Source organism: Aliivibrio sp. 1S128 (assembly GCF_001691065.1).
Taxonomy (GTDB): domain Bacteria; phylum Pseudomonadota; class Gammaproteobacteria; order Enterobacterales; family Vibrionaceae; genus Aliivibrio.
Window position 1 is genome coordinate 1 of record NZ_MAJV01000031.1, and the last position, 757, is coordinate 757.

At 32.5% G+C, this 757-nt stretch carries 1 protein-coding gene; it reads left to right on the plus strand.

Annotated elements, in window-relative coordinates; all coding sequences use genetic code 11:
• Positions 1–744, plus strand: a 744-nt coding sequence (locus A6E03_RS06665; protein WP_218060156.1) for a hypothetical protein, incomplete at its 5' end; no start/stop codon positions are given.
• Positions 745–757: the final 13 nt, after the last annotated feature.

The window sequence follows — 757 nt, forward strand, 5'->3', positions numbered from 1 at the left end:
CTGGTTATGCAGGCGTTATATGTTGGAGAAGTAATGGGAAATCCAAGTCAGTTTTACCGAGTTTTAATTAAGTTCATGGATGAACAGTATGTAAATAGTTTCATTGATGATGGTTTGTTGTTTATGAACAATATTGAGTATTTCAGAAAATATGAAGGAGAGGAAAATGGAGAACTTGTAAGAAGTGATATGGCTGAAGGTTTAGCTGTTTCAATGCAATCTGAAAAAGTGAACGTTACTTTTAATGGTCTTGAACTTGGAGGTCTAACCGGTAATATAGATGTTAGATATAATCATGAAGACAAAACAAACATCTATAGTATGACGAGAATTAGCGATCAAGATATTTTAGATGCAGGAGAACTTGGACTGTACTTGTCAAAAAAATTCCAAAAATTTGGAAATAAAGCAGTTTTAATTGCAGGCAAAAATATTGAAAAGTTTCATGAAAGGTTAGAAGAAAAAATAAACAACGCTACAGATATATATACTATCAATGAGTCTAATATTATTGCTGCTCAAGTTGAATATGTAAGAAGGGATGAACATCATGGTAATATGGGGGTATTTAGAAAGTTTGATAGTTATGCTTGGCAACATGAGTGGAGAATCGCTTTTAAGAATAATCAATTATCTGGCCCTTATTCATTAAAACTAGGATCATTGAAAGACATCGCGATCGTATTTGATACTGAAACACTGATTTCAGAGCCACTAAAATTTACTGTGCGTGAAAACATATAACAAATGCATCAAC